Here is a 23,506-nt window from a genome sequence, read left to right as displayed (position 1 = left end):
TGTTGGCCTGGGCCGCTCGACCGGGTGCCGGGAGCGGCGTGCTTGGATGGCAACAGCTTGTGCGGTGATCCGTCCCGACCGCCACGATTGCCGGGGTATCCGGGACGCTGGAATGCTTGAAACGGCTCTGACCTGGGGGAATGACCTCCCCCTGGAATGGCGGTCCGGGACGCGGGGAGAGAGTGGAAGAGTGGCGGGCAACGAATTCTCGGAGCTGTTGGGCCAGTTGAAGGACCGGTCCGGGCTCAGTTACGGGGTGCTCGGGAAGCGCCTCCACACGAGTACGTCCACCCTTCACCGGTACGTCAACGGGGACGCCGTACCGACGGACTACGCGCCCGTGGAACGGTTCGCGCGGGTGTGCGGGGCGACGTCCGAGGAACTGGTGGAACTGCATCGGCGGTGGGTTCTCATGGATGCCCGCCGGGGGCAGAAGGCGGGCGCGGCTCCTGAAGCCACGGAGACTCCCGAAGCGACGGAGGCGGCCGGCCCGCCTGCCGAGGAGGAACCGCAAACGCGGACAGCCGCGGCGGCCGGGACCCCCCGCCGGCGTACCGTCGTCCTCGCCGGGGCCGCCGTGGCCGCCGTCCTCGTGTCGGCCGCGCTCGTGGCGAATCTCGTGCCCGGTGACGGCGATGACGAGCAGGGCGGGAAGCAGTCGGCGGGGGCTGCCGTCCCGTCCGTCGACGAGAGTCCCCGCGCCTCCGGGCCGGCCGACGCGAAGGGCGGGGCGGCCTCGCCGTCCGGCTCCCCCAGTGGCGGTCCCACGGCTTCCGCCTCCGCCTCCCGCAGCGGCGGGGCCGGGGCCGCCCGAGGCGACAGCGGTGTCGAGGAGAAGGCCGAGAAGGCCACCGCGCCCGCCGTCGCCGTCAATCCGTACAAGTGGGAAACCGAGTGCGGACCCCACTTCCTGGTCGACCGCAAGCCCGAGCAGGTGCCTCCCCCGCCGGGTGAGCAGGACGCTCGTGGCTGGGTCAACGCGCTCGGCGCGGTCTCCGCCGGGCGCCAGATGCTCGCGCTGACCGTGCAGGGCACCGGGAGGGCCACCGTCGTCCTGGACGACCTGCATGTGCGGGTGGTGAAGAAGGGCGCGCCGCTCGACTGGAACGACTTCTCGATGGGCGTCGGCTGCGGTGGCGACGTGGACACCACGGCCTTCGCGGTGGACCTCGACGCCGGGCGGCCCGTGGTCTCCCCCAAGGCCGGTCAGCGCGACTTCCCGTACAAGGTGAGCGAGTCCGACCCCGAGGTCTTCTACATCCTCGCGGACGCGCGGGCCCACGACGTCAGGTGGTACCTGGAGCTGGACTGGTCCAGCGGCGACCGGAAGGGCACCGTACGCATCGACGACCAGGGGCGGCCCTTCCGGACGAGCGGAAACGCGGGACGGCCCGCCTACGACTATCCGCTCGGCGCCTCCGAGTGGGGGCGCAACGAGTACGAGCCCGACATCCCCGGCTGAGCGTTTGGGAGGCGGCGGGGGTCAGACGGGTTCGGACTGGCGTTGCGGCTGTTCCACCGGGACGGCTGCCGTCTCCCACTGCCGGGTGGTCCGTACGTAGCCGTAGATCACCGAGGCCATCGCCAGCAGGAGCAGCGGACCGTAGAGCCACGGCTGGCCGGCCATCTCCATCGGCAGGAAGCGGTACGACAGCAGGAGTCCGGCGAAGACCGTGGTGCCGTAGGCGACCAGCTGGAGTCCCGACCGGTCCCAGTCGCGGTCGTAGGTACGCAGGGCCGCCTCGATGGTGAGCACGAACACCACGCCGGCGACGAGGTCGACGCCGTAGTGGTAGCCGAAGCCCAGCGTCGCGGCGAGCGTGGCCACCAGCCAGAAGGTGCCTGCCCAGCGCAGCGCTCTCGGGCCCTTGCGGGAATGGATGAAGATCGCGACGGCCCATGCCGTGTGCAGGCTCGGCATGCAGTTGCGGGGGGTGATGCCGTCGAACGGTATGGAGTGCGGGGTGGTGATCGGCGCCACCGTGTCCGGCCAGACCTGGGCCACCGCCCACTGACCGGTGGAGTGCGTCTCCGCCCAGATGGCGACGTCGGCCCAGTGCTCGGTGCCGTTGCCGTAGGCGAAGATCGGTCCGACCACCGGGTAGATCATGTAGATGCCCGGCCCGAGGAGGCCGATCACCAGGAAGGTGCGCACCAGATGGTGGCGCGGGAAGCTGCGGTCGGCAGCCACGTTGCGCAGTTGGTACAGGGCGACGAGGACCGCGGCGACCGCGAGGTTGCCGTACACGAAGTCGAGGAGATTGAAGCCGAACTTGCCGGTGGCCTCGACGATCCGGCCCACCACCCATGACGGGTCGCCCAGCGCGTGGTCGGCGGTCGCGATGTACGGGTCGAGCACCGTCGGGCGGGTCTTCGAGGTGAGGAGCAGCCAGGTGTCCCCGGCCTTGCGGCCGGCCCCCAGCAGCAGTCCGAGGCCCGCGCCCTTCAGCAGCAGAACGCGTTCCGCGCCGGTGCGTCGGGTGAGTGCGAAGACGGCACAGCCCAGGATCACCCACAGCGCGCCGATACCGAAGGGATGGCCCTCCGTCACCTTGATGCCGGCCGCCCAGCGAACCAGCGCGATCACCACGTCGATGCCAATCGCGGTGCCGAGCGCGAGGAACCGCTGCCGCCAGGGGAACACGACCAGCGTCAACGCCAGGCCGGCGTACAGCAGTCCGCCCGACTTGGGGGCGGATATCAGCTCTCGCAGCTGGCAGGTGAGCGGCCCCTGCAGACCGTAGTGACGTGCGGCGATCTCCAGCATGAGGAGGAACGCGAGGGTCACCGCGCCCGCGGCGACCCACAGCACCGCTCGCGACTGACCCTTCACTCGCGAAAGCACCCGTGGTGATATGTTTATCAACTTTGACCGATTTTTTACGTGTGAGATGAAGTGGCTACGTATCGCGCCCGATGGGGGTGTTCGTCGCGAGCTCGAACATGTTAGCGGAGCCGCTCACAGGTTTCACCAAAATTAACCGACCGCACACCTTGGCGACCGTCGGTCACGGGCGCCATCAGGAGGGGCGGGGCGGGTCAGCCGAGAAGACGGTCGACCGAGCCGTAGGACAGGTCGGGGGCCGGGGCCGCCTTGGGGGGCGCGTTCTCGCAGGTGAAGCCGAGACGGACCAGGGCGCGGACCACTTCCGCGGCGGTGAAGTCACGGGGATCCTGACCCGTGATCACCGCTCCCACCTGCTTGACGGGGTACGGCCGGCCGCCGATGGCGACCGAGGCGACGGAGGCGTCGGTCACCGGCTCGGGCCGGACCTTCTCCATCGACTTCTCCACTTCGGCCTTGGACAGGTCGAAGGGGTAACGGGCGATCACACAGCGCATGGTGCCTCACCAGGTCAGGGCGGATCCGGCGTGAGAACCGGGCCGGAGAAACGGACAGGGGCCCGCACCCAAGGTGCGGGCCCCTGCTCAGCCGTGTGTCAGGCGGGGACGATGTTCTCCGCCTGCGGGCCCTTCTGGCCCTGCGTGACGTCGAAAGTCACCTTCTGGCCTTCCTGAAGCTCGCGGAAGCCCTGGGTGGCGATGTTCGAGTAGTGAGCGAAGACGTCGGGGCCTCCACCCTCCTGCTCGATGAAGCCGAAGCCCTTTTCCGCGTTGAACCACTTCACAGTGCCGGTGGCCATGTGTTTTCTCCTACTTAGGCAGTGCTGGAACCCGCACCTCGCGAGCTCCCTCATCGCTGTGATGATCACCTGCCCCGGGAAAACCGGCATGAATGGCAAGAATGGCAACCACAACTGCAACTGATATTCAGCCTAGCACGGACGAAATCGACGACAAGAATAAGCGGGCAGTCGGCGGAAAAACTGTCGCCGCCTCCGAAAGTACTTTTTCCTGACCGGTCGGGTTTCTACTCTGGCGCTGTGAGATATTCACTCGCCGCGGCGCAGTTTCTCGTTGGTGCGCAGCGCGTCGGCCAGCTGGTCCTCGAGGCCGATGATCCGGCAGACCGCCTCGACCGGAGTGCCCTGGTCGACCAGGTCGCGGGCGCGTGCGGCGAGGCGCAGCTGGTGGCGCGAGTAGCGGCGGTGGCCGCCCTCCGACCGTATCGGCGCGATGAGTCCGGCCTCGCCGAGCGCCCTGAGGAACCCGGGACTGGCGCCGATGACCTCCGCGGCACGGCCCATGGTGTACGCGGGGTGGTGGTCGTCGTCGAGCCGGCCGACGGCGTACGGCCGGTCTTCCGAGGGCATGTGTGCCTTCCCGCGGACCGCCTGTCACGGCCCGCTCAGGGGAACTGGTTCCCGTACCGGAATTCTAGTCGGCTCCGTGGAAATCCTGCTGTGGCGAGCACAGAATCCGTGTCAGCGGAGCACCAGGAGCCGGCGGTCGGCCGATGGGGACGCCCCTCGGACCCCGGCCGTCGGCAGACAGCGCCAGCCCCAGGACAGCAGTGCCTCGACGGTGTCCGTGTCGTCGCGGTCGACGAGCATGACGCCGACGGCCGCGGTGTGATCGCTCAGCAGCCGCTTCTGCAGGCGACGGGCGAGGTTCCACTCGCGGCTCTGGTCCTGGGTGCGCACCCGGCGCTCGACCAGGATGTCGCCGATCACGAACAGGCCTCCGGGGGCGGCGAGGCCCATCAGGGTCGCGGGGAGGTATCCGCCGAGCTCCTGCCACCAGGCGTCGTCGCCGAGTACGGGGAAGCCGTAGGCGCAGGCCGTGAGGACGGTGGCGCCCGAGGGGCGGGTGGTCTCCGCCACCAGCAGCTCGAACCCGGGCCGCCGCATGTGCTCCGCGAGCCGCCGGAGAAAGGCGGCGGACCTGGCCTGGGCCGAGGGGACGAGGAGGGCTGACGGGTCCGGGAAGGAGGACCGGCCCGAGGACGACGGGAGTGCCGCGCCGGCAGAAGGGGGCGATGAGGCCGTGGGGGCCGCCGAGCGGATCGAACCGTCCGAGGGAATCAAGCCGCCCGAGGCTGCCGAGCGATCCGGGACTGGGCGGCCCGAAGGAGCTGAGCGACCGGGGGCCGAACGATCCGGGGCCGAGCCACCCGGGGACGAGCCGCCCAGGGCCGAGCCACCCGATGACGAGCCACCCGATGACGAGCCACCCGGGGCCGAGCCGCCCGGGGACGAGCGACCGGGAGCCGAACGATCCGAGGCCGAGCCACCCGAAGGAACCGAGCGACCGGGAGCCGAACGATCCGAGCCCGAGCCACTCAGGGACGAGCCGGCCGAAGGAGCCGAGCGGGCCGGGGGCGAGCCGGTCGGGGAGGTCGAGCGGCGGGCCGATGTGGTCCAGGGGGCCGCGCGGTTCGTGGCGCGCGGTTTGTGTCGTCCGCTCGGTGCGGTCTGTGCGTACAGCTCGCCGAGTTCGCCCATGCGGTCGGCGATCTGGAGGCGGGTCAGCGGGCGGAGGAGCTCGCCCTCCTCGGGGGAGGGTCCCTGACGGTGCCGCTGTGGATGCGGTCGGCTCCGGACCGGGGTCCCGGGGTGGGCGGTCGCCGGGCGGTCGGGGCTGTTCGAGGTCATGAGGCGAACCCTGCCCCGGGCCCGACGGTGACCGGCCCGGCATCGTCGTTCGCCGAGAACGGCACCGGAGCGGAGCCGGCGCGCGAAGAGCCCTCGGTGCCTTCGAGCCTACGCCCGCCGCCGTGGCGGAGCCCGGCCCTGGCGGAGGGTCGCCGCGCCGTTGGACGCGCGGCCTCGTCAGAGGCGATCGTGGGTGGCATGAGCGATCAGGCGGCCATGAGCGACGTGCCTTCGGGCGAGGAAGCCGGCGAGGTGCGCCGCTTCTGGGGGCGGTTGGGGCTTCCCGGGCTGATCGACGTGCATACGCACTTCATGCCCGAGCGGGTCCTGCGCAAGGTCTGGGAGTACTTCGACGCGCTCGGACCGCTGACCGGCGGCCTGGAGTGGCCGATCACCTATCGGCAGGAGGAGGCCGAACGAGCGGCGCTGCTGCGGGAGTTCGGCGTACGCGCCTTCACCTCGATGCTCTACCCGCACAAGCCGGGCATGGCCCGGTGGCTGAACGACTGGGCCGCCGACTTCGCCCGCCGCACCCCCGACTGTCTGCACACCGCCACGCTCTTCCCCGAGCCGGACACCGAGGCCTACGTCCGCGAGGCCGTCGAGGCGGGCGCGCGGGTCTTCAAGGCCCACGTACAGGTGGGGGCGTACGACCCGGCCGACGAACTCCTCGACGGGGCATGGGGGTTGCTGGCGGAGGCCGGGGTCCCCGTCGTCATCCACTGCGGTTCCGGGCCGGCGCCCGGCAAGCACACCGGGCCCGAGCCGGTCGCCCGGGTGCTGGGGCGCCATCCCCGGCTGCGGCTGATCGTCGCGCACATGGGGATGCCCGAGTACGAGGACTTCCTCGGCCTCGCGGAGCGGTACGGGGAGGTGCGGCTGGACACGACGATGGCGTTCACCGACTTCACCGAGGACTTCATCCCGTTCCCCCGCCGGGTCCTGCCCCGCCTGACCGACCTCGGCGACCGCATCCTGCTCGGCACCGACTTTCCCAACATTCCCTATCCGTATGTGCACCAGCTGCACGCCCTGGAGCGGCTGGACCTCGGGGAGCCGTGGCTGCGGGGGGTGTGCCACGACAACGCGGCGGGGTTGTTCGGGCTGACCGGCACGGCATGATCAGGGGTGCACCGGCAGGGACGAGGAGAGGGCGGCTGAGCCGTGGACGAGCGGGTGGAGATCTCGACGGCGAAGGAGGCCGCGGGCAATGAGCTGGTGCTCGCCTTCGGGCGGCTTCAGGGGGCGGCGAACCGGCTGGAGTACCTCCTGGGGCGGGCCCTGGAGGTGGAGTGCGGGATCAGCCACCTGATGTTCGAGGTACTGCTCATCCTGGGCCGGGCGGGCGAGCCGGGGCTGTCGATGCGGGCCGTCGCGCAGGAGCAGGTGCTGACGACCGGCGGCGCCACCCGGCTGGTGGACCGTATGGAGGCGGCGGGTCTGGTCGAGCGGGCCGAGGATCCCGGTGACCGGCGTGGGCGTCTGGTGCGGCTGACGCCTCGGGGCGAGGAGACCACGGTCGCCGCCGCGCGGGTGCATGTGGAGAACATCCACCGATATTTCGTGGCCCCTCTCCCGGCCGAGGACCGCGAGCGGTTCGCGGAGGACCTGCGCATCCTGAGCCACGCGGCGCGGGACATCCTCCCCCGCCTGCCCTGACGCCGACGCCCCGAGCCGAGCCGCTGCGGGGCGCGCGGTGTGGCAGCTTTCGCAGCGGTCGGAGTCGCCGACGTCACCGAGGTCGCCCGGAACCCGCCGCCTGCCGGGTCAGCCCGGCGGGCGGGCCGCCTTGACGAAGGCCGTGATCAGGGCGGGGTCCTTCACGCCGCGGGCGTGTTCCACTCCGCTGGAGACGTCGACGCCCCAGGGGCTGGTCGCCTCGACGGCCACCCGGACGTTGTCGGGGGTGAGCCCGCCGGCGAGGAGCCACTTCTCGCCGGGGGCGGCGACGGGCTTGCTGGACCAGTCCCAGGCGATGCCGGAGCCGGGGACGGGGGCGTCGAGCAGGAGCATGTCCTCGCCGTACTCACCGACGCGGGGCACGGAGTCGCCGAAGGCGGCGGCGCGGATCAGGGTCCAGTCGCCGGTGGCGAGGGCGGCGTAGTAGGCGTGGTCCTCGGGGCCGTGCAGCTGGACGGCCCCGAGGCCGGACTCGTCGGCCATGGCACGGACGAAGTCCAGGGGCTCCTCTCGGAAGACGCCGACCGTCAGGACGTGCTCGGGCACCCGGCGGCTGAGCCGGGCGGCCGTGGCGGCGTCGACGCGGCGCGGGCTCTGGGAGAAGACGAAGCCGATGGCGTCGGCGCCGGCCTCTACGGCCGTGTCGACGTCCCGCTCGGTCTGCAAACCGCAGATCTTGATGAACAGGGTTTCGCTGGAGTTCTCGCTCACGGGTCCCAGACTGCCGTATGGCGCGCGGAAGGCCCGGATCGGGGACCCGGGCCTCACACGCGGAACGTGGCGTTACAGCGTGACCTTCGTGCCGCCGATCGTCACGACGAGCGTGCCGTTCGAGGCGAAGGACCAGCCCAGGGCGCCGTTGTAGGAGGAGCAGCGGGAGCCGTTGGTGCCGGACCAGAACTGGTTGGAGCCGTCGGCGTCACCGATGTACCGGTCGGACGATCCGCTGTTGCAGGAGGTGTTGTTGCGGAACACCGAGGTGCCACCGTCGAAGTTGAAGTTGCGCTCGGTGTTGGCGATGCTCAGGTTGTTCGAGATCGTCATCGTGCCCGGGTTGCTGTTGAAGGTGAACCCGTGCTTGCCGTTCTCGAAGGCGATGCTGCGCTTCACGATGTGGTTGACCGCGATGCCGTCGCCGCCGAGCTTGTAGCCGTTGCGGTCGCCGTTGCCGGCCGTCGTGCCGTCGCTGAGGGTGCCGTTGTCGTAGGCGAGGGAGTCCTCGATGGTCACCGGGCCGATGGCACCGGTGTCGGTCTTGGTGTAGAGGTCCCAGCCGTCGTCGATGTTGTTGTGGGAGACGGCGTACCGGAAGACGTTGCCGCTGCCGGTCGTCAGTTTCGCGGCGAAGCCGTCGGCGTCCTCGCCGTCGGAGTCGGCGTTGTCGTGCGACTCGGCGCTGAGGATCAGGTTGTTGGCCGGCCACTCGCTGTTCGGGGTGGTGGAGGCCATCCGGCCGAGCTGGAGCCCGGTGTCACGGTTGTAGCGGGTCACCGTGCGCTCGATGACGTTGTTGCTGCCGCCGACGTAGATCCCGTTGTCACCGGCGCGCTCGACGACGAGCCCCTTGATGTGCCAGTAGTTGGCGTTCAGCTGGAGCCCGCGGTTGGACGAACTCTCGGTCTGGGCCGAGAAGTTGAGGACGGGGGTCTCACCCGCGTAGGCGGCGAGGGTGGTCCGGGCGGACGAGGTGCCGTTGCTGCCGGCCGGGATGGTGACCGTCGTGGAGTGGTTGTACGTCCCTCCGCGCAGGTAGATCGTGCCGCCCGAGGACACCTTGCCGATCGCCGAGGCGAGGGTGGTCGGGGCGTCGATCGTGCCGGCCGCACCCGCGGTGCCGCTGGGCGAGACGTAGAGCGCGCCGCTCGCGGGAGGTGTGGTGCCGCCGTCGGGGGTCGTGGCGTCGAGGTAGTCGACGTTGGGCAGGCCGTTGGCGGTGGTCGGGGAGAGCCGGATGGTGTTGCTGCCCGAATTGACCGGCACGGTCAGGGTCTTGGTGGTCCAGCCCGTCCAGGTGCTCGTGCCCTCGAAGGAGGCCGTGCTGACCGTCGTGCCGTTCACGATGATGTTCGCCGGTCGGGCGGTGGTGGTGCCGTTGGCGAAGCGGACGGCCACGGTCGCCGTGCCGGCCGCGGGTGAGGTGACGGTGAACTGGGCGTAGCCGCTGGTGGCGTTCGTGGCGTTGCAGAAGCCGCTGCCGGAGTAGCCGGTCCAGTCGGTCTCGATGGCGCCGGTGCAGACGGCCGGGGACGTCTCGGCCTCGTAGCGGGCGGTGGCGGCCTGCGCGGTGGGGCCGGACAGGGCGACGAAGGTGCCGCCGAGGAGGGCGGCGCAAGCTGTGGCGGATCTCAGGTGCATCGTGGATCTCCATCTCCAGGACGGTGCGGGTCGTGCCAGAGGGGTGGAGCGGTGTGTCTGACGCAAGGCTTGGAAAGCGCTTTCCTCCGGAAGGTAGGAGTGCTGGCCTGAGCACGTCAATAGTCCGGTAGCTGATTTCTGTTCACATGGAAGAACGCTGCGGAGACATCCCGGAAACACCTGTGCGTTCCCTGTGGAACGGGAAGCCCCTCGAACTCCTCTTCATCCACGGGTTCTTGGTGCCACATCAGCTACAGGGGGACACACCGTGCTCAGACCACTCAAAACCGTCGGTGCGGCGGCGATCGCGCTCGTCATAGCCGGGGCCGGGGCAGTCCAGGCGGCACCCGCCCGGACCGCTCCGGCCCCGGTACCGACCCTCGCCTGGGCGCCCTGCCAGGGCGGCTTCGAGTGTGCGAACGCCGCCGTGCCGCTCGACTACGACGACCCGGACGGCGCCACCATCACCCTGGCCGTCATCCGCAAGAAGGCCACTGACCAGGCCGAACACAAGGGCACCCTCTTCATGCAGCCCGGCGGCCCCGGCAACTCCGGCGTGGACTTCGTCCGCAACAACTACGCCGACCTGCCGGCCGAACTGCGCGACTCCTTCGACGTCTTCGGCTACGACGTGCGGGGCGTCGGCCGCAGCTCGGCCCTCCAGTGCTGGGACGACCCCACGTACACGGCCGCCGTCACCGCGGCCAAGGGTGTCCCCGGCCCCGACGCCTACGAACCCGCCGTACAGCAGGCCGCCGCCTTCGACCAGGCGTGCCAGGACAACGCGGGGGCCCTGCTGCCGTATGTGGGCACGGAGTACGTCGCCCGGGACATCGACCTGCTGCGCCAGGCGCTCGGCGAGGAGCAACTCACCTACTACGGGCGCTCGTTCGGCAGCTACATCGGCACGGTCTACGCGTCCCTGTTCCCGGAGCGGGTGCGGGCCCTCGTGCTCGACGGGGCCTACGACCCGGAGCGCTACGCGAACCAGCCGTACGCCTACGACCGCACCCAGTACCTCGCCCTGGACGGCGCGATGAGCCGCTTCCTCGACTGGTGCGCCGCGGACCAGGCGACCTGCGGATTCGGCGACGGCGACCCGCGCGCGGCCTTCGAGAAGCTGAAGGCGGACCTGGACGCGAACCCGGTCGTGACCGCGAGCGGCGGCCGGGCGAACGGCTACACCCTCGTGTACCGCCTGATGTTCAACATCAACGAGGGCAAGGTCATCTGGCCCGCCCTCGGCGAGGCGATGCGCAAGGCGCAGCTGCGCGACAACACGTCCTTCCTGCTGCGGCCGCCGTCCCCGGCCAGCTTCGACTTCCTCGGCCCGAACGTGGTCGTCGAGTGCGTCGACAAGGACTACCCGGACAGTGCGGCCCGTCTGAAGCGCGAGGTCACCACCAACGCCCGGCTGGCCCCCCTCCTGGGCCCCGCCATGGCCTTCGGCCCGCCGACCTACGACCACCAGCACGCCACGGCCTGTGTCCAGTGGCCCGGCGAGCAGGTCAGCCGCTACGGCGGCCCCTTCGAGGCGGAGGGCTCCGCGCCGATCCTGGTCCTCGGCACGACCGGTGACCCGGACACCCCGTACCGGGACGCGGTGGCGCTGGCGCGCGAGCTCGACAACGGACGGCTGCTCACGTTCAAGGCCGAGGGACACACGGCGTTCGGGCGCAGCGCGTGCGCGACGGACGCGGTGACGGCCTACCTGGCCGACCTGAAGGTCCCGAAGCGCGGCACGAGTTGCGCGGACGAGACCCAGCCGCCGTCGTCGACGCCCACGGTGGCTCCTTCCGGTACGACGCTGAGTGAGCTCCGGAACGGGGTGAGCGACCGGGTGGAACGCATCGGCACCCTGCGCTGACCCTTCTGAGGCGCCGGTCCGTTGCCAGGGCCGGCGCCTCGCCCATGAGCCCATGAGCCCACCGGACCTCGGTTCTCATGATCCGTAGACTCGGCGCCATGGCCGTGGAGAGCAGCGCGCAGTGGGACGGGGTCGTCCGCCGGGACTCCATCAAGGAGAAGTGGGCGGCGCAGCGGGACCGGCTGTCCGACGCCGCGCACAGCGGCGACTGGGAGACCGCCTTCCAGGTCCTCGACGAGTGCCCCGAGTGGGTCAACTCCGGGCGCCTGGAGGGCCGTAGCGCCTACGGCCCCCTGCACCAGGCCGCCTGGCACGGCGCCGACGTCGAGACGGTGGGCCGCCTCCTCCTCGCCCGCGGCGCCTGGCGCACCCTGCGCTCCACGGACGGCACCCGCCCGGTGGACATCGCCGTGCAACGAGGCCACCAGCACCTGGTCGCCCTGCTGTCACCGGCCTACCGCCACCCGCAGCCCCAGGACGTCCTGGACCGCCTCCGCACCCACCTCCACCGCCTGATCCACCACCGCTCGGGCAGCGGCGGCACAGGCAACGACGACCTGGCCACCCAACACGCCCTGCGCCTCCCCGACCCGACCGTCCTCACCGAACTCGACATCCCCCGCCTCTGGTTCCCCGTCCCCGGCATGTACGGCGGCTTCCACATCAAGCTTCAGGGCAGCGAGTTGAGCGTCGACAGCTGGGTGCGCGTGGTCGGCGGCTCGGAACGGACGGACCTGGTCACGGTGGACGGGGTGCGGCTTCAGGAAGGGCGGACGCTGTGAAGGGCAGCGGGTGCACGGCACTCCCTGCCTCCCACAGCACAACACCTGAGCCATGACCTCCCGCGGCTAGCGGACGTCGACGAAGTCGCCCGGAGCCTTGGCCGCGCCGGTCGTCATGGTGCCGCGGAAGTAGTAGCGCCAGTAGCGGTCGGCGCTGACGGTGCCCTTGGTGGTGGCGACGCCGTAGGTGTTGGTCTCGACGTAGCCGAGGGGCTCGTAGTAGTCGGTGCTCGGCCTGCGGAACTGGAGCGAGACGTTCTGATTCGCGTAGCCGCGGTAGTCGTGGGTGTCCCAGTTGGCCCGGGTGAGCTTGCCCGAGACGGTGAGCGTGCCGCCCTTGGCGACCGGCTCCGGGGAGGCGTTGGTGGTCAGCTTGGCGTAGCGCTTCATGAAGAAGGTGGTGTGGCCGTCCGCCTTCACGTAGTCCCCGTCGTTGGCCCGAACGTCCACGGCCACCGTCCAGATGCCGGCCAGCGAGTTCTTCAGGTCGCGCCGGGGGGCGACCGTGTAGTGCTTGGTGCAGACGGAGGTGGTCCCGTCGGCCTTGCAGACCGGTGTCGTCTCGGCGGCCTTCAGGACCGCGTCGGCCGTGGCGAGGCTCCTGCCGTGATAGAGCGTGAAGTCCGCGACGTCGATGCCGGAGTCGTCGCTCGCCGTCAGACTCACGGTGATCTTCCGCGAGTCCGTGACACCCAGGACGACGTCGTTGCCCGAGCCACCCCCGCCGCTGATCCGGAAGGCCCCGGCGTCGGCGTTGCCCACCACCTCGTCCGCCTGAGCTCCCGGCACGAGGAGTGCGGCTATGGCGAGCGCGCCCGTCAGGGCAGCGCCGATCGTCGTTCCACGCATGAGGTCCCCCCATGGGACAGGCCTGCCACCCCCATGGCGGGCCGCTGACGAATGGACGCAGTGTACGTACCGGTGATCACGCCTGAAACACCTGGTGCGTGGCGGACAATAGGGGCATGAGCATCGTCAAGATCAACGTACTCACGGTTCCTGAAGAGCAGCGCGAAGTCCTGGAGAAGCGGTTCGCCGCGCGGGCCGGGGCGGTGGAGGGGTCGGACGGCTTCGAGTGGTTCGAGCTGCTGCGGCCCGTGGAGGGCACCGACACCTACCTCGTGTACACGCGGTGGCGCTCCGAGGAGGACTTCGAGAAGTGGCGGTCCCAGATGGGGGCCTCCCACGGTGGTGGCGGTGGCGCCCAGGGCGGGGAGCAGCAGAAGCCCGCGGCGTCCGGGGCGACGCTGTGGTCCTTCGAGGTCGTGCAGTCCGCGGGGCCCCAGGAGGGCTGATCCCGGCGTTCCCCTGACGTAAGTCACTCTCCGTGTCCATCATGGAACCCTGTGCGCACCCGTACAACGCGTTTGTACGGGTGCGTCGCGGTGAACGTACGGGCGCGGCGGGGGAGTTCAACGCCATGGGAACGACGACAGGTCCACGGTCACGGACCGCACGCAGGAACGCCTCCGCGATGAGGATGGTGGGCGCGCTGCTCGCCGTCTTCCGGACGGCCGCCGGGTACACGCAGCAGCAGCTGGGCGACATGCTCGGTCTCGGGGAGCAGACCGTCGCCTCGATCGAGCAGGGCAGACGGCGGTTGATGCCGGACGTCGCCGCGCGGCTCGATGAACTCCTCGACACCAAGGGGGCGTTGTCGGTCGCGTTGAGCAAGATGCCGGAGGTGGATCTCGTCCCGCTGTGGGCGGAGGAGTTTCTGGCGCGGGAGCGGGAGGCCATCGCTGTCTCGTGGTACGAGAGCCAGGTGCTGCCTGGCCTGCTCCAGACGGATGCCTATGCGGAGGCCGTCTTCCGCAGTCGCGTGCCGGTCTACGACGAGGACGAGATCGCGCAGTTGGTGGCGGGCCGTACGGAGCGGCGAGCCATCCTGCACCGGAAGGATCGGCCGATGACCAGCTTCGTGATCTGGGAGCCGGTCGTGAACGCGCCGATCGGCGGGACGGAAGTCTGGGTCGAGCAGTTGCGGCACCTGCGTTCGTGCTCCGAACTCCCGGGGCTCATGCTCCAGGTGCTGCCGCTGAAGCGCACCACCCATGCGGGGCTCAACGGGCCGTTCATCCTCCTGGAGACCCCGGAACACCAGCGTCTCGCCTACATGGAAACGCAGCGCGGAAGCCAACTCATCGCGGATCAGGGCGAGGTGGCGATCCTCAACCAGAAATATGCGATGCTGCGGTCACAGGCCCTCACCCCCGAGGACACGAGGGATCTGCTGGATCGTCTGCTGGGAGAGCGATGAGCGACACGGCACTTCAGTGGTTCAAGTCGAGCTACAGCGGTGACGAAGGCGGTGCCTGCGTGGAGGTCGCGACTCAGCCCGCCGTCATCCACGTTCGTGACTCCAAGAACCCGGCCGGTCCGCAGCTCACCGTCGCTCCGGACGCCTGGGCCGCCTTTGTCGCCCAGAGGTAGCGCGGGGTGGATTACGAGTACGACGTCTTCATCAGTTACAGCAACAGAGGGCATGTAAAAGACTGGGTGAAGAACCATTTCCAGGAAGAGTTGACGAAGTCCCTGTGGGACGTGTTACCCAACGACCCCCGGGTCTTCGTGGATTACGAGATCCCGGTGGGAACACGCTGGCCGGAGAAACTCGAAGACGCCCTCCTGAAAAGCCGCTGTCTCGTGGCGATATGGTCGCCGCCCTACTTCCGTTCCGAGTGGTGCATGGCGGAGTGGACCAGCATGCGGAAGCGTCAGGAGGTCCTGGGGGAGTCGAACGGTCAGGCGCCGACCCTCATCTACCCGATCAGGTTCGCGGACGGTGACCACTTCCACCCCGACGCGCAGGCGACACAGCACTGCAGGGACCTGAGCAAGTACGGGCACGACGGTGAGCAGTTCCGGAACACTCCCGACTACGTGGCGTTCCAGCGGGAAATGCGGACCGTGGCCGAGGAGGTCGCGTCGCTCATCGACTGCGCGCCGGAGTGGCAGGCCGACTGGCCGGTCGACCGTCCGGAGGCCTATCGGAAGATTCCCCAGAGCCGTCTGCCGAGGTTGTGATGGACAAACTCGACGGCAAGGTCGTGACGTTCTACTCCTACAAGGGCGGGGTGGGCCGCAGCTTTCTGCTCTCCAACACCGCCACGCTGCTCGCCCAGTGGGGATACAGGGTCCTCTGCATCGACTGGGATCTGGAGGCCCCCGGCCTGCACTACTACTTCCGCCCCCATATGGAGAGCCCGGAGACCGGGCTGGTGGAAATGGTGCTGGGCGCTCGCGACGGGCAGCCGGTGGATGCGCTGGGGCACATCACACCGGTCACCTTTCCGGACGGCTCACGGCTCGATCTCATCGCCGCGGGCGGGGTCGGGGGCGACTACATCCCGAACGTGCAGGGCATCGACTGGGACGCGCTGTACGAGGAGCAGGACTTCGGCAACGTGCTGGAGGACTGGCGGCGGCGCTGGATCGAGTCGTACGACGTCGTCTTCGTCGACAGCAGGACCGGCATCTCGGACTCCGGCGGTATCTGCACGGCTCAGCTGCCGCACATCCTGGCGTACGCCTTCACCGCGAACCAGCAGAACGTGGACGGCGTACTGGAGGTGGTGGCCAGGGCGGCCAAGGCGCGCAACGGGCTGCCGTACGACCGCTCCCGGCTGCTGACGCTTCCCTTGCTCTGCCGGTTCGACATGAGCGAGGAGTACGAGCGGGCGGCGGAGTGGCGGCGGAAGCTCCAGCCCGCGCTCAAGTCCAGCTACAACGCCTGGGTTCCGGAGGGAGCGGCGGTCGAGCGGGTGCTGGATCACTGCACGGTGCCGTACTCGGCGTACTGGTCGTTCGGCGAGGAACTCCCGGTCCTGACCGAGGACTTCAGGAGCCCTCAGCTCATCAGCCACAGCCTCGCTTCGATCGCGGGGCTGATCGCACGGAACCTGTCGGATGTGCGGCTCTTCACCGAGAGCCGGGACTCGTATGTGGACGCCGCGATCAGGACGGGGCGGCGTGGGGGGCAGTACCAGTACGACTTCTTCATCAGCGGTGCGGCGAACACGAGCGACGACGCCAGGAAACTGGTGACGCTGCTCGCCACCGAGGGGTTCACCAGCTTCTGGGGCGAACCGCGGGACGACGACCCGCACGCGGTCATCGACACCTGCCGGCATCTCATCCTGCTCGCCCGGGACACCGTGGACTCACAGCGGCGGGTCGAGGTGAACTACTTCTTGCGGCAGACCCTGGAGGAGCAGACCGACCGGGCCCTGTTCCCCGTCATCACCCCCCGGCACGTACTGCGCGATCTGCCGTCCATCGCCCAGTCGATCCCGCCCTACACGCTGTCCGAGGAGGCGCTGCCGAGCGTCGCGAGGGCGATCGGTGCCCGGCTGCGGGGGGACGCTCCCGTGAGCGCGGTTCCGGAGGCAGGCTTTGCCCCGTCGGACGAGCGCCTGTTCATTTCCTACGCCGGTCCGGACCGGCCATGGGCGGAGTGGGTGGCCTGGCAGTTGCAGGACGCCGGGTACACGGTCGAGCTGGACGTGTGGCACTGGGGCGCGGGGGACGACTTCGCCGAGCGTGCGAACCGGAGGCTGTCTCAGGGGCGGACGATGGCCCTGTTCTCCCAGGCGTACTTCGAGGCCGGTCGGCTCACGCTGGACGAGGAGAGCGCGGTGCTCGCCACGGAGGGCAGGCTCATCCCGGTACGCATCGACGACGCCGTCGCACCGCCGGCCCTGCGGAGGCTGTTGGCGGCGAACCTGTCCGGGCTGGGCGAAGAGGAGGCGCGGGCCGCGTTGCTGCAGGCGGTGTCCGGCCCGCATAGACCGCCCGGCATGCCCGACTTCCCGGGTGGCACCCGTGCACGGAGGTCGAGCGCGTCGGGGCCCCGGCTGCCGGGGAGTCTGCCGCAGGTGTGGAACGTGCAGCCGCGCAGGTCCAACTTCGTAGGCCGGGAGGACCTGTTGATGCAGGTCCGCACTCGGCTGACGGAATCACGCGCGGCATCGGTGCTGGCCCTCAGCGGCCGGATCGGGGTGGGCAAGACCCAGCTGGCCATCGAGTACGCGCACCGGTTCAGCGGGGAGTACGAGCTGGTGTGGTGGGTCGAGGCCGACCGGCCGATCCCCTCTCAGCTGGCCACGCTCGCACGGCTCATCGACTGTGCCGCCCCCAAGGCCTCCGAGCAGGAGGCGGTCCAGGCGCTCCTCAACCACCTGCGAACCCGGCCGCGCTGGCTGATCGTCTTCGACAACGCCGAAGCCCCGGGCTACCTCACCCGCCATCTGCCGACCGGTGAGGGACATGTACTGATCACCTCCCGAAACCCGCTCTGGCACCAGGTCGCCGCGTCGGTCGAGGTCGGCGCCCTGGACCGCACCGAGGCGGTGGACCTTCTCCGCTTGCGCAGTCCGCACCTGAGTGACGAGGACGCGCGTCGCCTGGCCACCGCCCTGGACGATCTGCCCCTCGCGCTGGCGCAGGCCGGGGAGTCCCTGTATCTCTTCACCCCGGACCAGTACCTGCAACAGCTGGAACTCCATGCCGACGCGGCGGTCAGCGACGGCACGCCGTTCGACTATCCGGGCCCCCTGTCCACGCAGCTGGACCGGAGCATGACCCTGCTGGCCGGCTCGGACCCGCTGGCGGTCGACCTGTTGCGAGCGTGCACGCTGCTGGCACCGGAGCCGTTCCCGCTGCACGCCAGTGACCCCGCCAGAGCGGAGGCACAGGACGACGGCGGCGGCGCGGAGTTGGTGCAGGCACTGTCCGACCCCCGCGCCTTCCGGAAGGCCCTGACAGCGGTGGAACGCCTCGGGCTGGCCCGGGGGTCCGGCGGCAGCATCCAGGTGGACCGTCTCACCCAAGCCGTCCTACGTGACCAGCTCACCCCCGAGAGCCGTGCGCTGGCCGCGCGCCACGCCAGCGCCCTGCTGGCCACCGCCTACCCCGGCCAGGCCGCCGACCCGGAGACCTGGCCGCACTGGCCCGCCCTGCTGCCGCACCTCCTCGCCATCAGCCCCGCCGACCTCACCACACCGCTCGCCCGCTTCGCGGCCTGCGAGGCGTGCTGGTACCTGCTGGACCGCGGGGACACCCGTACCGCGCTGGCCCGGCTCCAGGACCTGCACCAGGACTGGGAGCGGCGATTGGGTGCCGACGTCGAGGACACCATGTGGGCAGCCGCCTACCTGGCCCGTGCCTACGCCGATACGGGGGAGCTCTCCGAGGCCCACCGTCTGGAATCCAGCACTCTGCACTGGCAACAGACACGGCTGGGCCCGGATCACCCCGGCGCCCTGCGCGCCGGCGGCAACTTCTCCCTGCGGCTGGCTGCCCTGGGCAGCACGACGGATGCCCGCGCTGTGGCCGTGCAGATCCTCGAAACACAACGCCGACTACTGGGCGAGGAACATCCCGACACCCTGGTCACCGCCGGCAACCTCGCCGTCCTCCTGTCCGAACTGGGGCAGCTCGAAGGGGCTCTCACCCTGACCGAGGACACCCTGGCCCGCCAACGCCGCGTGCTCGGCGAGAACCACCCGCACACCCTGGTGACCGCCGGCAATCTCGCCATCCATCTCGCCGCACAGGGTGAGACGGAACGGGCTGAGGACCTCGTCCTGGACACCCTCACCCAACAGATCAGCCTGCTCGGCCAGAGCCACCCCGACACCCTGCACACCATGGACATCGTCAACAGCCGCGCCCACAGCGCCCGATCCGTGCAGCAGCCGAACCTCGCGTACCCGGAGCGACCCGATACGTCAGCCCCCCAGACAAGGGTGCGTCTCTAGCGCGGGATTCGGCAGGGCACGACGGCCGAGGGGACACGCTGAGCGCCCCGCCCTACTTCAGCCCGACCGCCGCGCAGTCCGCCGCATACTCCGGCGTACAGATCTCCTTCACCGTGTAGACCCCGTCCCGGATCACCGTGTCCTTGATGTTGTACTTCGTGAGCGCGACCACCGGCACCAGCATCGACGGGATGTCCTGCTCGGTCGGGCTGTTGACCGAGTCCTGGGCGAGGGAGTCGAACTCGATGGAGCGGCCCTTGACCTTGGCGACGGCCATCTCGGCGGCGTTGTTGGCCTCTTCGAGGAAGGACTTGTAGACGGTCATGTACTGCCCGCCGGAGAGGATCCGCTGCACTGCCGCGAGGTCGGCGTCCTGGCCGGTGACGGGTGGGATCCTGGTGGCGCCGGCGGCTTTCATCGCGTCGATGACGGCGCCCGCCATGCCGTCGTTGGCCGAGTAGACCGCGGAGATGTTGCTCAGCCCGACCGCCTTGATGGCCTTGGTCATGTTGGCCTTGGCGATCTCCGGCTTCCACTCCTCGGTGTCGTACGACTTGGCGATGACCACGTGATTGGCGAGCACGCTGAGCGCGCCGGCCTTGAAGCGGGCCGTGTTGGGGTCGGCGGGTGAGCCGTTCATCATGACGATCTTGCTGGACTCGGCCTTGTCGCCGAGCGCCTCCAGGATGGAGCGGGCCTGCACCTCGCCGACGAGTTCATTGTCGTGGGATATGTACGCGTCGATCGGGCCCTGGGCGAGGCGGTCGTAGGCGATGACGGGGATACCCGCGTCCTTCGCCTTCTGGACGTCCGGCGCGATGGCCTTGGCGTCGACGGCATCCACCAGGACGACGTCCACCTTGGCCGCGATCATCTGCTCGAACTGCCGGCTCTGCTTGTCCGCGCTCGCCAGGGCGTTGGCGTAACGGACCGTGCCCTTGCCGTGCGTGAGGTCGGCGACCCGCGTCTTGATGAGGGGGTAGTCGAACTTCTCGAAGCGCTTGGTCTCCTTGTCGGGCAGGAGCAGGCCCACCGTGATGTCGTCGCCCTTCCTCGGACTCGCGGAGCTCTCGCTTCCGCTGACGGCGTCGACGACACCGCAGGAGGTGAGCAGCAGCGCCGAGGCGACGGTGAGGAGGGCGGTTCTGTGGGGGGCGGTACGAACGTTCACTGACGTGCCTTCCGAGCAGTGGAGCGGCGGAGCGCTTCGAGCGTCTCGCGCCAAAACCGCTCACAGGAGACCCGTACCGAATCTCCCCTACCCACCACGCCTTGTTTCACATTTGACCTGTGAGTGGTCGGCGGGTGGGCGGGCCCGTCCTCACGCCGTGCGGTGCGGACCCAACTCCTGGAGTACGTCGCCCAGTTCGGCGGGGGTGAGGGCCGTGCCCGGCAGGGGTGACCGGAGCGCGTCGGGGCGCAGGCCCGCCAGGAGCAGGGCCAGCGGGCGGCGCCAGGTGTCGGGGGTCGTCGCGGCGGTCAGGGCGGGGACCGCGCGGCCCAGGGCGGCCAGGGTGAACAGGACGTCCTCGACGGTGGCGTCGGGGCGGACGGTGCCCTCCTCGTGGCCGCGGCGCAGCAGGAGTTCCAGCGTCTCGCGGTTGTGGGCGTGCACGGCAGCCAGGGAGTCGACGCCGTCCACGCGGGTGGTCATGAGGTCGTTCGTGCCGCGGTCGGCGGCCAGGGTGGTGAACACGGCGTCCAGGTAGGCGGTCAGGCCCGTCCAGGCGTCCGGGGCGGATCTCGCGTCCTCGCCCGCCGTCATCGTGCCGGTCAGCTGGTCGCGGAAGACGGCGTCGATGAGGGCGGCGCGAGTCGGGAAGTGGCGGTAGAGGGTCGCGTTGCCCACGCCGGCCCGGCGGGCGATCACGTCCAGCGGTGCGTCGAGGCCCTGCTCGGTGAAGACGTCGTGTGCCGCCTCCGTCAGCAGTTCCCGGTTGCGCCGCGCGTCGCGTCGCAGTGCGCCCATGTCTTGCCCTCCGTACCCAAGTGGGGAGCACTCCCCGGTCGTGATGCTATCTTCGGAACACGAAGTGGGGAGTACTCCCCACTTCTAGCGGGAGGGGCACGGCATGGGCGGGACGGCACTGGTGCTCGGCGGCGGGGGGCCGGTCGGGGGTGCGTGGCTGACGGGGGTGCTGACCGGCCTCGCGGACGGCGGTGTCGACCTCGCCCGTGCCGACGTCGTCATCGGCACCTCGGCCGGGGCGGTCTTCGGCACCCGGCTGGCGTACGGGGAGCCGGCGCGTGAGCTGTACGAACGTCAGCTCAGCGGGGCAGACCGGCTGGTCCTGAGCGTGACCGCGGCACAGACGGCGCGCTTTCTGTGGGCGGCGCTGGGGTCCCGGGACCCCGAGCGGTCCGTACGGCGGCTGGGGCGGGCCGCGCTGGCCGCGGGGGCCGGCGGCGATGTGCTCCCGCTGGTGCGGCAGGTGCTGCGGGGGGTGGAGGAGTGGCCGGGGGCCGGGCTGCGGATCGCCGCCGTCGACGCTCGTACGGGGGTCGTGGAGACGTTCGACCGTGATGCGAAGGTCTCGCTCGTCGAGGCGGTGGCCGCGAGTTGTGCGGTGCCGTTGGTCTTTTCTCCCGTCTCCGTCGGTGGGCGGCGCTGGATCGACGGGGGCAGCCGGTCCACGGCCAATCTCCAACTGGCCCGTGGGTATGAGCGGGTACTGGCCGTCGCGCCGGTCGCGAAGGCGGTCGGGCCGCATCCCGGGGCGGAGCGGCAGGCGGCCGAGCTCCGTGCCGGGGGTGCGGTTGTCAGCCTGCTCGTGCCGGATGCCGCCTCGCGGCGGGCCATGGGGCGGGATCTGACCTCCGATGCGCATCGGGTGGGGGCGGCGTTGGCGGGGCGGGCGCAGGCGGAGCGGGTCGTGGAGGCGGTGGGTGAGGTGTGGCAGGGGTAGCGGGGGTGCGCGTCCTCAAACGCCGGACGGGCTCAAGGAAGCGAGCCGGCGTCGGAAAACGAGCTGAAAAGCATGAAACGGAAGGCATCTCCCATGGAACCCCTCACCCTCCGCACCCAAGGTCCTGTCCACCGCGTCCATGTCCCCGGCAGTGGCGAAGCCTGGATGGTTGTCGGGTGGGAGCTCGCGCGGGCCGCGCTCACCGATCCTCGGCTGGCCAATGACATCCGGTACTCCGCGTCCTGGGAGAGCGACGGCGGGCACGCTCTCGGGCGGAACATGTTGCAGAGCGATCCGCCGCAGCACACCCGGTTGCGGCGGCTGGTCGCGGGGCACTTCAGTGCCGGGCGGATCGGTGCGCTGGGGCCGCGGGTCGAGGAGATCGCCGGGGAGCTGATCTCCGTACTGCCACGGCAGGGGACCGTGGACATCGTCGGGCAGTACGCGCTGCCGTTGCCCGTCACCGTGATCTGTGAGCTGCTGGGGGTTCCGGCCGAGGAGCGGGACGGCTTCCACGCCTGGTCGAACGAGCTGGTCATGCCCACCTCGCCGGAGGCGGCCGCCGCGGCGGGGGCCGCGCTGACCGCGTGTCTGACCGAGCTGACCGGACGCAGCGGAACCCTTCTCGGCGACCTCGCCGGAGACCTCGACGGCGAGGAACTGCTCGGCATGGCCTTCCTGCTGCTCGTCGCCGGGCACGAGACGACCGTCAACCTGATCTCGGCCACCCTCCACGGGCTGCTGTCCCACCCGGACCAGCTCGCCCTCCTCCGCGACGACCCCGGTCTGACCGAGTCCGCCGTCGAGGAGGCACTGCGCCACTACTCACCCGTGCACACCACCGCGTTCCGGTTCGCCGCCGAGCCCCTGGAGCTCGCGGGTGTCCGCATAGCCGCCGGTGACGCGGTGCTCGTCTCGCTCGCCGCGGCCTCCCGTGACCCGCTCCGCTTCCCCGACCCCGACCGCTTCGACATCACCCGGCGCACGACGGGCCACCTCGGCTTCGGGCACGGCCTGCATCACTGTCTCGGCGCCCCGCTGGCCCGTATGGAGGCCGCCGTCGCCGTACGGCTGCTCCTGCGACACCGTCCCGCGCTCGCCTTCGCGACCGACCCGGCGGAACTCACCTGGCGCAGCAGCACATTGCTGCGGGGGCTGGCCGAGCTGCCGCTGCGGGTCGGCTGATCAGCGCTCGAACTTCCAGGTGAGGTGCGTGTCCGTCACCCTCACCACCGTCACCGGGATGTCGAGCGTCGTGCCGTCGGTGCGCCGGCCCGTGCAGGTGAGGGTCGCCCCGGCCTGTGCCTTCAGGCCCTCGGGGCAGGACACATGGACCTTCACGCCTACCCAGGGCAGCGGGTGGTAGAGGCTCTCGGTGCGGCCGGCGACGATGTTCGGGGCGAGGGCCTTGCGGCCGTCGACCGTGACGGTGTCGTACGCGTCCAGCGCGGTCGTCGACTCGGTGCTCGAGAGCAGATGGGTGCCGATCCCGCCGAGGGCCAGCACCGCGGCGGCGCCGCCGACGACACCGAGGAGGAATCTGCTGTCCGGCATGGCGCACGTGCTCCTGAGGTGAGAGGGACCTCCAGCATCGCCCCTCCCCCGGGTCCCGCTCCTCGGCCGTTCGGCCGATCCCGTGACGGGACCGGCGCGCATACCG

23 protein-coding genes are annotated in these 23,506 nt (G+C 70.2%); 12 read left to right on the top strand and 11 right to left on the bottom strand.

What is annotated here, in order from left to right; translation table 11 throughout:
• Positions 1-190 precede the first annotated feature (190 nt).
• The gene (locus ACIOHP_RS05865; RefSeq protein ID WP_401883738.1) at positions 191-1,462 is read left to right on the top strand and encodes a helix-turn-helix domain-containing protein; all 1,272 of its coding nucleotides are present in this window, start codon (positions 191-193) and stop codon (positions 1,460-1,462) included.
• 21 nt (positions 1,463-1,483) lie between these two features.
• Here the strand turns inward: ACIOHP_RS05865 and ACIOHP_RS05860 are convergent, their stop codons facing one another.
• From ACIOHP_RS05860 to ACIOHP_RS05840, 5 genes are all read right to left on the bottom strand, one after another.
• Positions 1,484-2,833: a phosphatase PAP2 family protein gene (locus ACIOHP_RS05860; RefSeq protein ID WP_401883736.1), complete on the bottom strand. Its 1,350-nt coding sequence runs from the start codon at positions 2,831-2,833 to the stop codon at positions 1,484-1,486.
• A 206-nt stretch (positions 2,834-3,039) separates the two neighbouring features.
• Positions 3,040-3,342 (bottom strand): SCO5918 family protein, encoded by a 303-nt coding sequence (locus ACIOHP_RS05855; RefSeq protein ID WP_361484127.1) that lies wholly within the window; start codon positions 3,340-3,342, stop codon positions 3,040-3,042.
• Between the two features lie 98 nt (positions 3,343-3,440).
• Positions 3,441-3,644: a cold-shock protein gene (locus tag ACIOHP_RS05850; protein ID WP_046247661.1), complete on the bottom strand. Its 204-nt coding sequence runs from the start codon at positions 3,642-3,644 to the stop codon at positions 3,441-3,443.
• A 249-nt stretch (positions 3,645-3,893) separates the two neighbouring features.
• On the bottom strand, positions 3,894-4,214 hold the full coding sequence (locus ACIOHP_RS05845; RefSeq protein WP_401883733.1) for a MerR family transcriptional regulator: 321 nt from the start codon (positions 4,212-4,214) through the stop codon (positions 3,894-3,896).
• Positions 4,215-4,325: 111 nt separating this feature from the next.
• Entirely contained in the window at positions 4,326-4,751 is a 426-nt protein-coding gene (locus ACIOHP_RS05840) for a hypothetical protein (protein ID WP_401883731.1), read from the bottom strand.
• Positions 4,752-5,693: 942 nt separating this feature from the next.
• Between ACIOHP_RS05840 and ACIOHP_RS05835 the strand changes: the two genes are divergently transcribed.
• Both ACIOHP_RS05835 and ACIOHP_RS05830 read left to right on the top strand, forming a co-directional pair.
• Positions 5,694-6,617: an amidohydrolase family protein gene (locus ACIOHP_RS05835; RefSeq protein WP_361550614.1), complete on the top strand. Its 924-nt coding sequence runs from the start codon at positions 5,694-5,696 to the stop codon at positions 6,615-6,617.
• 42 nt (positions 6,618-6,659) lie between these two features.
• Positions 6,660-7,154, top strand: coding sequence for a MarR family winged helix-turn-helix transcriptional regulator (locus ACIOHP_RS05830; protein WP_401883728.1), 495 nt, complete (start codon positions 6,660-6,662; stop codon positions 7,152-7,154).
• A 108-nt stretch (positions 7,155-7,262) separates the two neighbouring features.
• Here ACIOHP_RS05830 and ACIOHP_RS05825 read toward each other — a convergent pair whose 3' ends face one another.
• The gene (locus ACIOHP_RS05825; protein WP_361484117.1) at positions 7,263-7,886 is read right to left on the bottom strand and encodes a phosphoribosylanthranilate isomerase; all 624 of its coding nucleotides are present in this window, start codon (positions 7,884-7,886) and stop codon (positions 7,263-7,265) included.
• A gap of 72 nt (positions 7,887-7,958) precedes the next feature.
• Positions 7,959-9,530, bottom strand: coding sequence for a CBM35 domain-containing protein (locus tag ACIOHP_RS05820; protein WP_401883726.1), 1,572 nt, complete (start codon positions 9,528-9,530; stop codon positions 7,959-7,961).
• Positions 9,531-9,798: 268 nt separating this feature from the next.
• Here ACIOHP_RS05820 and ACIOHP_RS05815 point away from each other — a divergent pair, with 268 nt between their 5' ends.
• Together ACIOHP_RS05815 and ACIOHP_RS05810 are read left to right on the top strand one after the other, a co-directional pair.
• Entirely contained in the window at positions 9,799-11,397 is a 1,599-nt protein-coding gene (locus ACIOHP_RS05815) for an alpha/beta hydrolase (protein ID WP_401883724.1), read from the top strand.
• A gap of 98 nt (positions 11,398-11,495) precedes the next feature.
• Positions 11,496-12,179 (top strand): ankyrin repeat domain-containing protein, encoded by a 684-nt coding sequence (locus ACIOHP_RS05810; protein ID WP_401883722.1) that lies wholly within the window; start codon positions 11,496-11,498, stop codon positions 12,177-12,179.
• A 66-nt stretch (positions 12,180-12,245) separates the two neighbouring features.
• Here the strand turns inward: ACIOHP_RS05810 and ACIOHP_RS05805 are convergent, their stop codons facing one another.
• Entirely contained in the window at positions 12,246-13,028 is a 783-nt protein-coding gene (locus ACIOHP_RS05805; protein ID WP_401883720.1) for a calcium-binding protein, read from the bottom strand.
• A gap of 116 nt (positions 13,029-13,144) precedes the next feature.
• On the opposite strand from ACIOHP_RS05805, the gene ACIOHP_RS05800 reads away from it, so the two are divergent.
• The 5 genes from ACIOHP_RS05800 to fxsT all read left to right on the top strand — a co-directional run bounded on the left by ACIOHP_RS05800 (position 13,145) and on the right by fxsT (position 18,940).
• On the top strand, positions 13,145-13,474 hold the full coding sequence (locus ACIOHP_RS05800) for an antibiotic biosynthesis monooxygenase (protein WP_327718293.1): 330 nt from the start codon (positions 13,145-13,147) through the stop codon (positions 13,472-13,474).
• 125 nt (positions 13,475-13,599) lie between these two features.
• On the top strand, positions 13,600-14,439 hold the full coding sequence (locus ACIOHP_RS05795) for a Scr1 family TA system antitoxin-like transcriptional regulator (protein WP_401883717.1): 840 nt from the start codon (positions 13,600-13,602) through the stop codon (positions 14,437-14,439).
• Complete coding sequence (locus ACIOHP_RS05790) at positions 14,436-14,612, top strand: DUF397 domain-containing protein (RefSeq protein WP_401883715.1); 177 nt, start codon at positions 14,436-14,438, stop codon at positions 14,610-14,612. The genes ACIOHP_RS05795 and ACIOHP_RS05790 overlap by 4 nt, the downstream gene beginning before the upstream one ends.
• Before the next feature lie 6 nt (positions 14,613-14,618).
• Positions 14,619-15,206 (top strand): toll/interleukin-1 receptor domain-containing protein, encoded by a 588-nt coding sequence (locus tag ACIOHP_RS05785; protein ID WP_401883713.1) that lies wholly within the window; start codon positions 14,619-14,621, stop codon positions 15,204-15,206.
• Positions 15,206-18,940 (top strand): FxSxx-COOH system tetratricopeptide repeat protein, encoded by a 3,735-nt coding sequence (gene fxsT / locus ACIOHP_RS05780; RefSeq protein WP_401883711.1) that lies wholly within the window; start codon positions 15,206-15,208, stop codon positions 18,938-18,940. The genes ACIOHP_RS05785 and fxsT overlap by 1 nt, the downstream gene beginning before the upstream one ends.
• Positions 18,941-18,992: 52 nt before the next feature.
• Here the strand turns inward: fxsT and ACIOHP_RS05775 are convergent, their stop codons facing one another.
• A complete protein-coding gene (locus ACIOHP_RS05775; protein ID WP_401883709.1) occupies positions 18,993-20,111 on the bottom strand; it encodes a sugar ABC transporter substrate-binding protein in 1,119 nt (372 codons plus the stop codon).
• Between the two features lie 150 nt (positions 20,112-20,261).
• Positions 20,262-20,909, bottom strand: coding sequence for a TetR/AcrR family transcriptional regulator (locus tag ACIOHP_RS05770; protein ID WP_361550638.1), 648 nt, complete (start codon positions 20,907-20,909; stop codon positions 20,262-20,264).
• A gap of 103 nt (positions 20,910-21,012) precedes the next feature.
• Between ACIOHP_RS05770 and ACIOHP_RS05765 the strand changes: the two genes are divergently transcribed.
• On the top strand, positions 21,013-21,846 hold the full coding sequence (locus ACIOHP_RS05765) for a patatin-like phospholipase family protein (RefSeq protein WP_401883707.1): 834 nt from the start codon (positions 21,013-21,015) through the stop codon (positions 21,844-21,846).
• A 93-nt stretch (positions 21,847-21,939) separates the two neighbouring features.
• Positions 21,940-23,031: a cytochrome P450 gene (locus ACIOHP_RS05760; protein ID WP_401883705.1), complete on the top strand. Its 1,092-nt coding sequence runs from the start codon at positions 21,940-21,942 to the stop codon at positions 23,029-23,031.
• On the opposite strand, the gene ACIOHP_RS05755 is transcribed toward ACIOHP_RS05760, so the two are convergent.
• Positions 23,032-23,400: a DUF4333 domain-containing protein gene (locus ACIOHP_RS05755; protein ID WP_361550644.1), complete on the bottom strand. Its 369-nt coding sequence runs from the start codon at positions 23,398-23,400 to the stop codon at positions 23,032-23,034.
• Positions 23,401-23,506: the final 106 nt, after the last annotated feature.

Origin of the sequence: Streptomyces sp. NPDC087859, assembly GCF_044742595.1 — a bacterium.
In the GTDB taxonomy this organism is placed as follows: Bacteria; Actinomycetota; Actinomycetes; order Streptomycetales; family Streptomycetaceae; genus Streptomyces; species Streptomyces canus_F.
This window is presented reverse-complemented; position numbering and strand designations above follow the sequence as displayed.